We start from the raw sequence: 10,453 nt of genomic DNA, 5'->3' as shown, positions 1-10,453 counted from the left end.
CCGGCGCGCAGGACCGCGGCCGCGTCCTCGCCCGCCTCGAAGTCCTGCTCGCCCAGTGGCGTGACGGTGCGGAGAGCGAGTCGATCACCGACCAGCTCGACTCCGCCACCGACGACGAGATGTTCCGGCTGCTCGACACCGAGTTCGGAATCTCCTGATGCGCCAACCGACCCACCGCTTTCCGAGGACCTCCCATGTCGAGTGAAGACAAGCTCCGCTACTTCCTCAAGCGCGTCACGGCCGACCTGCACGACGTGCGCGCCCGGCTGCGCGACGCCGAGGAGAAGGCGGGCGAGCCGATCGCGATCGTCGGCATGGCCTGCCGCTACCCGGGAGGCGCGACCACGCCGGAACGGCTGTGGCAGCTGGTCGCGGACGAGGTCGACGCGATCTCCGAGTTCCCCGTCGACCGCGGCTGGGACACCGCCCGGCTCTACCGGCCCGGTGAGCCACGACCTGGGCACAGCTACGTGCACCAGGGCGGTTTCCTGCACGAGGCCGCCGACTTCGACCCGGAGTTCTTCGGGATCTCACCGCGAGAAGCCGTCGCGATGGACCCGCAGCAGCGGCTGCTGCTGGAGGTCGCGCACGAGGCGTTCGAACGCGCGGGCCTGCCGGTCGACGGTCTGCGCGGCAGTCGCACCGGGGTGTTCGTCGGTGGCATGGCCCAGATCTCCGGTCCGTCCGAGGAACAGATCGAGGCGCTGTCGGGGTATCTGCTCACCGGCAGCGCGGCCAGCGTGTTCTCCGGCCGGATCGCCTACACCTTCGGTCTGGAAGGGCCGGCGCTGACCGTCGACACGGCGTGTTCGTCGTCGCTGGTGGCGATGCACCTCGCGGCACAGGCGCTCCGGGCGGGCGAGTGCACGCTCGCCCTCGCCGGCGGAGTCACCGTGATGACGACACCGGAGGGCTTCGTCGAGTTCAGCCAGCAGGGTGGGCTCGCGGCTGACGGCCGGTGCAAGGCCTTCTCGGACGCCGCCGACGGCACGGCCTGGGGCGAGGGCGCCGGCATGCTCGTCCTGGAAAGGCTTTCCGAGGCCCGTCGGCTCGGTCATCCGGTGCTGGCGGTGCTGCGCGGCTCGGCGGTCAACCAGGACGGGGCGTCCAACGGCCTGACCGCGCCGAACGGGTTGGCGCAGCAGCGCGTGATCCGTGCGGCACTGGCCAGTGCGAGGCTGGCGCCGTCCGATGTGGACGTCGTCGAGGCGCACGGCACCGGCACGACGCTGGGGGACCCGATCGAGGCCGAGGCTCTGCTGGCCACGTACGGGCAGGACCGCGAGCGACCGCTGTGGCTGGGGTCGTTGAAGTCGAACATCGGGCACACGCAGGCGGCGGCCGGTGTCGCCGGCGTGATCAAGATGGTCGAGGCGATGCGGCACGGCGTGCTGCCCGCGACCCTGCACGCCGCCGTTTCGTCGTCGCACGTGAACTGGAGTTCCGGCCAGGTCCGGCTGCTCACCGAAGCCGTGCCGTGGACGGGGGAGTGCCGGCGTGCCGGGGTGTCGTCGTTCGGCGTCAGCGGGACGAACGCCCACGTGATCATCGAGGCGGCTCCCGCCGAGGACGAGGGGCCGACTTCCGAACTGCCGGTGGTGCCGTGGGTGTTCTCCGCCCGGACCGGGGAGGCGTTGCGAGACCTCGCCCGAGCGCTCCGCGCCAACCTGGACGACGACCCGGTCGACGTCGGGCGTGCGCTGGTCACCACGCGCTCGGCGCGGGAGCACCGGGCCGTGGTGCTCGACGCCGCCGGGCTCGACGCGGTCGCCGACGGTGTCAGCGCACCGGCGAACCCCGGTGACGTCGTCTTCGTGTTCCCCGGTCAGGGTTCGCAGTGGGCGGGGATGGGGCGTTCGCTGCTCGACTCGTCTTCGGTGTTCGCGGCGCGGATGGCGCAGTGCGCTGCCGCGCTGTCCTCCTTCGTGGAGTGGGACCTGCTGGACGTTCTCGCCGACGAAGAGGCGTTGAGCCGGGTCGACGTGGTGCAGCCCGCGCTGTGGGCCGTGATGGTGTCGCTGGCCGAGGTCTGGCGTTCGCACGGCGTCGAGCCCGCTGCCGTGGTGGGTCACTCCCAGGGTGAGATCGCTGCCGCCGTGGTGGCGGAAGGACTGTCCCTTGAGGACGGTGCACGGGTCGTCGCCTTGCGCAGCAAGGCGATTCTGCGGCTGTCCGGTCTGGGCGGCATGGTGTCGCTGGCCGCCTCGGTCGACCGGGCGCGTGAGCTGATCACGCCGTGGGGCTCGCGGATCTCGGTGGCGGCGGTCAACGGTCCGTCGTCGGTCGTGGTGTCAGGCGAGGTCGAGGCGCTGGACGAGCTGCTGGCCTCGGTGGAGGTGCGGGCTCGCCGGATCGCGGTCGACTACGCGTCGCACTCCGTCCAGGTCGAGGCGCTGGCCGACGAACTGGCCGAGGTGCTGGCCGACGTCCGCCCGGTGGCCGGGCGGATCCCGTTCGTGTCCGCCGTGACCGGTGAGGTCGTGGACACCGCCGAGCTGGACGCGGCCTACTGGTTCCGCAATCTCCGCGAGCCCGTCCGGTTCGACCGGGCCGTGACGACCCTCCTCGCGCACCGCGGGACCGTCTTCGTCGAGTGCAGCGCTCACCCGGTGCTCACCGTCGGCGTCGAGGAGACGATCGAGCACGCCGGCGTCTCCGCCGCCGCTGTCGGCACCCTCCGTCGTGACGACGGCGGCCTCGACCGGCTGGTCACCTCGCTCGGTGAGGCTTACGCCCGTGGCGCCGAGGTCGACTGGGCCGGATTCTTCGCCGGCACCGGCAATCGCCGGGTCACCCTGCCGACCTACCCGTTCCAGCGTGAGCGCTACTGGTCGGGGCAGGCCGCGGCGCGGGTCCGCACGTCCGTCGACGACCTGAGGCACGAGACGACCTGGCGGCTCGTCGCCGCCGAAACCCCTGCTGTCGCGGGCAAGTGGGTGGTGTGCGGCGCGGACGGCCTTGCCGACGGCGTCGCGCAGGGGCTCGCGCGCCACGGCGCCGACGTGATCCGCTCGGCAGAGCCGGGTGATCTGACCGGTGTTCGCGGAGTCCTCCTGGTCGCTCCGGCCGGTCGTGCTCCGGGCCATCCCGCGGTGCCGGCGGGGTTCGCCGCCGCTCTCGCCGCGGTGCACGCGCTCGCGGCCCACGAGATTCCTTTGTGGACCATCACGCGCGGTGCCGTCTCCACCTCCGGCACCGACCCGGTCACCGACCCCGGGCAGGCCCTCGTCTGGGGTCTCGGCCCGGTGGTGCGCAAGGAGCAACCCGCCCGCTGGGGTGGCGTCGCGGACCTGCCCGCCGACGCGGACGACGCCACGATCGACCTGTTCCTGGGGGCTCTCACCGGCGTCGAGGACGAACTGGCCGTGCGGCCGGGAGGTGTGTTCGCGCGCCGGCTCGTCCGGTCCGCCGGTGGGCGTGCCCTGCGCAGCTGGCGCCCGGACGGCACCGTCCTGATCACCGGTGGCACCGGCGCGCTCGGAGCCCACGTCGCGCGCCGGATGGCCGCCTTGGGAGCGCCGCACCTGCTGCTCGTCAGCCGTGGTGGACCGGACGCCGAGGGTGCCGCCGAACTGGACGCCGAACTGACCGCGCTCGGTTCGGCGGTCACGATCGCCGCGTGCGACGCCGCCGACCGGGACGCGCTCGGCGCGTTGATCGCCGCGCTGGACGTGCCGCTGCGGGCGGTGATCCACACCGCCGCGGTCCTCGACGACGCCGTCCTCGACGAGCTGAGCCTCGAGCAGGTGAGCCGGGTGCTGCAGGTCAAGGCCGAAGCGGCGGTGGCCCTGCACGAGGTGACCGCCGGGGTGGACCTCGACGCGTTCGTGCTCTTCTCGTCGCTCGCAGGCACGTACGGCGGGGCGGGGCAGGGCAACTACGCGCCGGGCAACGCGTTCCTGGACGCCTTCGCTCGCTACCGCCGCGGCCTGGGACTGCCGGCCACGTCGATCGGCTGGGGGCACTGGGCGGGCGGCGGCATGGCCGACGGTGGCCTGGAGACCCGGCTGCGGCAGCGCGGGGTTCCGCCGATGCCGCCGGAGCTGGCCCTCGACGGCCTGCAGCGCGTCCTCGACCTCGACGACACCGCCGTCGTGGTCGCCGACGTCGACTGGACCGCGGACCTGGCGCCGAGCCCACTGCTCGCCGACCTGCCCGAGCTGCGCGACCGATCCGTGCGTGCCGAGGTCGTCGCCGATCTGACGCCGGGGCGGTTGCTGGAGATCGTCCGCGCCCAGATCGCCGCCGTGCTCGGGTTCTCCGAGCCCGGCCGCATCGATCCCTCCCGTGCCCTGCGCGATCTCGGCTTCGACTCGCTGACCGCGGTCGAGCTGCGGAACCGGCTCGGCGCGGCGGTCGGCCTGAAGCTGCCCGCCACGCTGGTCTTCGACCACCCCAGCCCGGACGCGCTGGTCCGCTATCTCGCGGAGCGCTCGACCGGTGCCGTTGCTCCGGACACCGAGTTCGTGCAGCAGGGCGCGGCCGACGAGCCGATCGCGATCGTGGCGATGAGCTGCCGGTTCCCCGGCGGTGTGCGGTCGCCGGAGGACCTGTGGGAGCTGCTGGCCGACGGTCGTGACACGGTCGCGCCGTTCCCCGCCGACCGCGGGTGGGACGTCGAGGGCGTCTACGACCCCGATCCCGAGGTGCCGGGCCGTTCCTACGTCCGCCACGGATCCTTTGTGGACGACGTCACCGGGTTCGACGCGGCGTTCTTCGGGATCTCGCCGCGTGAGGCGCTGGCGATGGACCCGCAGCAGCGGTTGCTGCTGGAGACGTCGTGGGAGGTGTTCGAACGTGCCGGGCTCGACCCGGTGGCGTTGCGCGGCAGCCGGGTCGGCGTGTTCGCGGGAACGAACGGCCAGGACTACGGCACGCTGTTGATGAACGCCCGCGAACAGGTCGAGGGCTATCTGGGCACCGGCAGTTCGGCGAGTGTGTTCTCCGGCCGGGTCGCCTACACCTTCGGTTTCGAAGGTCCTGCGGTCACGGTCGACACGGCGTGTTCGTCGTCTTTGGTGGCCCTGCACCTGGCCGCGCAGGCGTTGCGGGCCGGCGAGTGCTCCCTCGCGCTCGCGGGTGGTGTGACGGTGATGTCGACACCGATCGGGTTCGTCGAGTTCTCACGCCAGCGCGGCCTGGCGGCGGACGGCCGGTGCAAGCCGTTCGCGGATGCCGCCGACGGCACGGCCTGGGGTGAGGGCGCCGGGGTGCTGCTGGTGGAACGGCTGTCCGACGCCCGCCGCCTCGGTCATCCCGTGCTCGCTGTGCTGCGCGGTTCCGCGGTCAACCAGGACGGCGCGTCGAACGGCCTGACGGCGCCGAACGGTCCATCGCAGCAGCGGGTGATCCGGCAGGCTCTGTCCGCCGCGGGGCTGCGACCGTCCGATGTGGACGCCGTCGAGGCGCACGGCACGGGAACCCGGCTCGGTGATCCGATCGAGGCGCAGGCGATTCTGTCGGTGTACGGGCAGGACCGGGAGTCTCCGGTGTGGCTGGGCTCGGTGAAGTCGAACCTCGGGCACACCCAGGCCGCCGCCGGTGTCGCCGGCGTGATCAAGGTGGTGGAGGCGCTGCGGCGTTCGGTGCTGCCGAAGACGTTGCACGTCGACTCGCCTTCGTCGCACGTGGACTGGTCGGCCGGGGACGTCCGGTTGCTGACCGAGGCCGTGCCGTGGCCCGCGGGGGAGCGGGTCCGCCGGGCAGGGGTGTCGTCGTTCGGGATCAGCGGGACCAACTCCCACGTCGTGCTGGAGGAAGCGCCGGTTTCCGAGCCCGCGCCGGTGGAGACGTACGCCGGTCCGGTCGTGCCGTGGCTGGTGTCGGCGCGGTCCGAGGCCGGGTTGCGGGCACAGGCCACGCGGTTGCTGGAGTGTCTCGACGCAGACCTGGTCGGGACGGCCAGGACCCTTGCCACGACCAGGGCTTCGCACGAGCACCGGGCCGTTGTGCTCTCCAGCGCCGCCGACGGGTTCCGGCGCGGGCTGACCGCGCTGGCGCAGGGGCGGCCGGTCGCCGAGGTCGTCCGCCGCTCGCCCGGTGGGAAGACGGCGTTCCTGTTCTCGGGTCAGGGATCGCAGCGGATCGGCATGGGCCGGGAGCTGTACGAGGCGTTCCCGGTTTACGCGGCGGAGTTCGACGCGGTGTGTGCGTTGCTGGATCCGCGGCTGCCGGAGGTGCTGGGGTCGCCGGAGCTGGACCAGACGGAGTTCGCGCAGCAGGCGATCTTCGCGCTCGAGGTCGCGTTGTTCCGGTTGTTCGAGTCCTGGGGTGTGCGGCCGGACTTCGTCGCCGGGCACTCGGTGGGCGAGATCGCGGCGGCGCACGTTGCCGGGATCTTGACGCTCGAGGACGCGGCTGCGCTGGTCGTCGCGCGTGGGCGGTTGATGCAGGCGTTGCCCGGCGGCGGCGTGATGATCGCGGTGCAGGCCGGTGAGGATGATGTTCTGCCGTTGCCGGACGGGGTTTCGCTGGCGGCGGTGAACGGGCCGTCGTCGGTGGTGTTGTCCGGTGAGACGGACGCAGTTGTCTCGGTGGCCTCGCGGTTTGCGAAGACGAAGCGGCTCAACACGAGCCACGCGTTCCACTCGGCGCTGATGGAACCGATGCTGGACGAGTTCGGTGACGTCGTCGCCGGGCTGGCCCACGCCGCGCCGGTGTTGCCGTTCGTGTCCACTGTGGAAGCAGACGCGGCGGTCACACCCTCCTACTGGGTGCGGCAGGTGCGGGAGCCGGTGCGGTTCGCTGACGCCGTCGATCGGTTGCGTGCCTTGGGGGTCACCGAGTTCGTCGAGCTCGGTCCCGGCGCGGTGCTGACGCCGATGGTCGAGGAGGCCGTGCCGGCGCTGGCCGCGGGCCGCGCGGATTGCGTTGGCGCGCTGGCACATCTCGCCGCGGCCGGGGTGCCGGTCGACTGGCCGCGGGTGTTCGGGCCTGGTCCGGTGCGCACGGATCTGCCGACCTACGCGTTCCAGCACGAGCGGTTCTGGCTGGACGGGGCCGCGGCCGGCGACGTCGACGCGCTCGGTCAGGCCGCCACCGGCCACCCGTTGCTCGGTGCGGCCGTGGAGCTGCCTTCGGGCGGGTGGGTGCTGACCGGTGCGTTGTCGACGCGGACCTCGCCGTGGCTGGCCGGGCACGCTGTGCACGGCACGGTCATCCTGCCCGGTACGGCGTTCGTCGAGCTCGCCCTGCGGGCCGGGGCCGAGGTCGGCTGTGCGGCGCTGGAGGAGCTGACCATCGCGGCGCCGCTCGTGGTGGCGGACACCGTTCGCGTTCAGGTGGCGGTCGTGCCGGTCGACGACGGCCGGCACGACGTCACGGTGCACTCGCGCGGTGCCGACGACTCGCCGTGGACCCTGCACGCCACCGGTGTGCTGACTGAGTCTTCGCCGGTGGCCGAGGAACTGGGTGAGTGGCCGCCGGCCGGTGCGTCCGAGGTGGACGTGACGGACCTGTACGCCGGGTTCGAGGACCGGGGGTTCCTGTACGGCTCGGCGTTCCGGGGGCTGACCGCGGCCTGGCTGCGGGACGGGTCGGTGTTCGCCGAGGTGGCGTTGCCCGTCGCCGATCGCGACGCGGCGGCACGGTTCGGGCTGCACCCGGCGTTGCTGGATGCCGCGTTGCACGGGTTGGGGCTCGGTGAGCTGTTGCCCGATGACGGGCAGGGGCGGTTGCCGTTCGCGTGGTCCGGTGTGGCTCGGCACGGCGAAGGTGCCGCGTCCTTGCGGGTCCGGCTGACTCCGGTCGCCGACGACACCGTTGCCCTGACGGTGGCTGATGGTGCCGGGCGGCCGGTGCTGTCCGTGGAGTCGCTGGTGTTGCGGCCGGTGGCGCCGGACCAGTTCGGTGTCCGGGACGCGGTGTTCCACGTCGAGTGGGTCGAGGCTCGCGGTGAGGCGGAGACCGCGGCTGTCCTGCACCAGGTCGCTCCCGCCGACGTGCACACCACGACCGCGGCCGTGCTCTCCGCGATCCACTCGTGGCTCGCCACGCCTTCGGATGCCGAGCTGGTGTTCGTCACGCGCGGGGCGGTGGCGGCGGCGGACGGCGACGGTGTGCCCGACCTGGGTGCGGCTGCGGCCTGGGGGCTCGTCCGGTCCGCGCGATCCGAGAACCCCGGTCGTTTTCGCTTGGTGGACATCGACTCCGGCACGGAGATGCCGGCGCTTCCCGCCGACGAGCCGGAGGTCGCGGTGCGCGGCGGCCGAGTCCTCGTCCCCCGGATCGTTCGGGGAACCACACCGGGCATCGAGCTGCCGTCCGGCGACTGGCGGCTGGAGGTCACCGCACCCGGCACGGTGGACGGCGTCACGGCCAGGCCGCACCAGGCACCCCCGCTCGCCCCGGGCGAGGTGAGGGTCGTCGTCCGCGCGGCCGGCGTGAACTTCCGCGACGTCCTCAACGCCCTCGGGCAGTACCCCGGCGGCCCGGTCCCGCTCGGCCAGGAAGCGGCCGGCGTGGTGACCGAGGCCGGCGCCGGTGTCACCGGGCTGACGAAGGGCGATCGGGTGTTCGGGCTGTTCCCCGGCACCTTCGGCTCCCACGCGGTCACCGATCACCGGCTCCTCGCGCCGATCCCGGCCGGCTGGACCTTCGCGCAGGCTGCGACGACGCCGGTCGCGTTCCTCACGGCCTACTACGGCCTGGTCGAACTCGCCGAGCTGAAGCCCGGCGAAACCGTGCTGGTGCACGCGGCCGCCGGTGGTGTCGGCATGGCCGCGGTCCAGCTCGCACGGCACCTCGGCGCCGAAGTGTGCGCGACCGCGAGTCCCGGCAAGCACGCCGTCGTGCGCGAACTCGGTGTCGAGCACCTGGCTTCGTCGCGCACCCTCGAGTTCGCCGAGCGCTTCGGTCGCGTGGACGTCGTGCTGAACTCGCTCGCGGGCGAGTTCGTGGACGCGTCGCTGTCGTTGCTGGCGGACGGCGGGCGGTTCCTCGAGATGGGCAAGACCGACGTCCGCGAGGTGGCCGGTGTCGACTACCGCGCGTTCGACCTCGCGGAGGCGGGGGCCGAGCGGCTCGGCCGGATGCTCGCGGACGTGCTGGCGCTGTTCGCCGAAGGGCACCTGCGGCCGTTGCCAGTCGCGGCGTGGGACGTGCGGCAGACGCCGGCCGCGCTGCGGTTCCTGAGCCAGGCCCGCAACGTCGGAAAGCTCGCGCTGACCGTCCCGCACCGGCCCGACCCCGAAGGCACCGTGCTGATCACCGGCGGTACCGGGGCGCTGGGGGCCGTGCTCGCACGGCACCTGGTCCACAACGGTGCCAAGAGCCTGGTGCTCACCGGTCGCCGTGGTGCGGGGGCACCTGGCGCGGCCGCGCTGGTCGAGGAACTCACCGCCGCGGGAGCGCAGGTGACGATCGCCGCGTGCGACGTCGCTGATCGTGTCGCGGTGGCCGAGCTGCTGGACGGGCTGGAGCTCACCGCCGTGGTGCACGCGGCGGGTGTGCTGGCGGACGCCACCGTCGACCGGCTCGGCACCGAAGAACTCCGGGCAGTTCTGGGGCCGAAGGCTGATGGCGCGCGTCACCTGCACGAGCTGACGCGCGACGCCGACCTCGCCGCGTTCGTGCTGTTCTCGTCGGTGTCCGGGCTTGCGGGCACGGCGGGGCAGGGTGCTTACGCGGCTGCCAACGCCTACCTCGACGGTCTGGCGCACCAGCGTCAGAAGGCCGGGTTGCCGGCGGTCTCGCTCGCCTGGGGTGCGTGGGACACGGGCATGGCCGGGGCCCTCGGGGAGACGGATCGCCGCCGGATGAGCCGGTCCGGGTTGCTCCCTCTGTCCGTCGAGGACGGTCTGGGACTGTTCGACGCGACCGCCACCGAGGCGGGGTTGCTCGTGCCGATGCGTCTCGATCCGGCGGCGTTGCGGGGCGACGACGTGCCGGCGTTGTTGCGCGGGCTGGTCAAGGCGAAGCCGAAGCGGGCGGCCACGCCGTCCGACGCGGCGGACCTGGCGCGGCGACTGGCCGGGCGGACGACGGCCGAGCAGGACGCGGTCGTGCTGGAGCTGGTGTGCGAGGCGATGGCCGCAGTGCTCGGGCACGCCGACGCCACCGGTGTCGAGCCGGGACGCGGCTTCCTGGAGGTCGGGTTCGACTCGCTGACCGCCGTCGAGCTGCGCAACCGGCTGGCCGCGGCGACCGGGCTGCGGTTGCCGTCGACGCTGGTGTTCGACCACGCCTCGCCCGCGGGCCTGGCGACGTATCTGCGCGGTGAGCTGTCCGGTTCCGCGCCGGCCGCCGACCGGCTGCTGTCCGAAGTGGACGGACTGGAGGCGCGGCTGCTGGCCGCCGACCTCGACGACGCCGACCGCGCCGCACTCGGTGGGCGGCTGCGGACGTTGCTGGCCAAGTGGTCCGGCACCGCCGTGGCCGAAGTCCCGGACAGCCTCGCCACGGCCACCGCGGACGACCTCTTCGACTTCATCGACAACACATTGGGGAACTGACG

Annotated in this window: 1 protein-coding gene; it reads left to right on the top strand. The window is 73.0% G+C overall.

From position 1 onward, the window contains the following. The first annotated feature begins 194 nt into the window (after positions 1-194). Positions 195-10,451, top strand: a complete 10,257-nt coding sequence (locus tag JNUCC0626_RS50530) for an SDR family NAD(P)-dependent oxidoreductase (protein WP_430623494.1) — start codon at positions 195-197, stop codon at positions 10,449-10,451. Positions 10,452-10,453: the final 2 nt, after the last annotated feature.

It is taken from the genome of Lentzea sp. JNUCC 0626 (genome assembly GCF_043632865.1).
GTDB lineage: Bacteria > Actinomycetota > Actinomycetes > Mycobacteriales > Pseudonocardiaceae > Lentzea.
This window is presented reverse-complemented; position numbering and strand designations above follow the sequence as displayed.

Coding starts and splice junctions, on each gene's coding strand:
- JNUCC0626_RS50530 (WP_430623494.1), top strand. CDS start 195: ATGTCGAGTGAAGACAAGCTCCGCTACTTCCTCAAGCGCGTCACGGCC.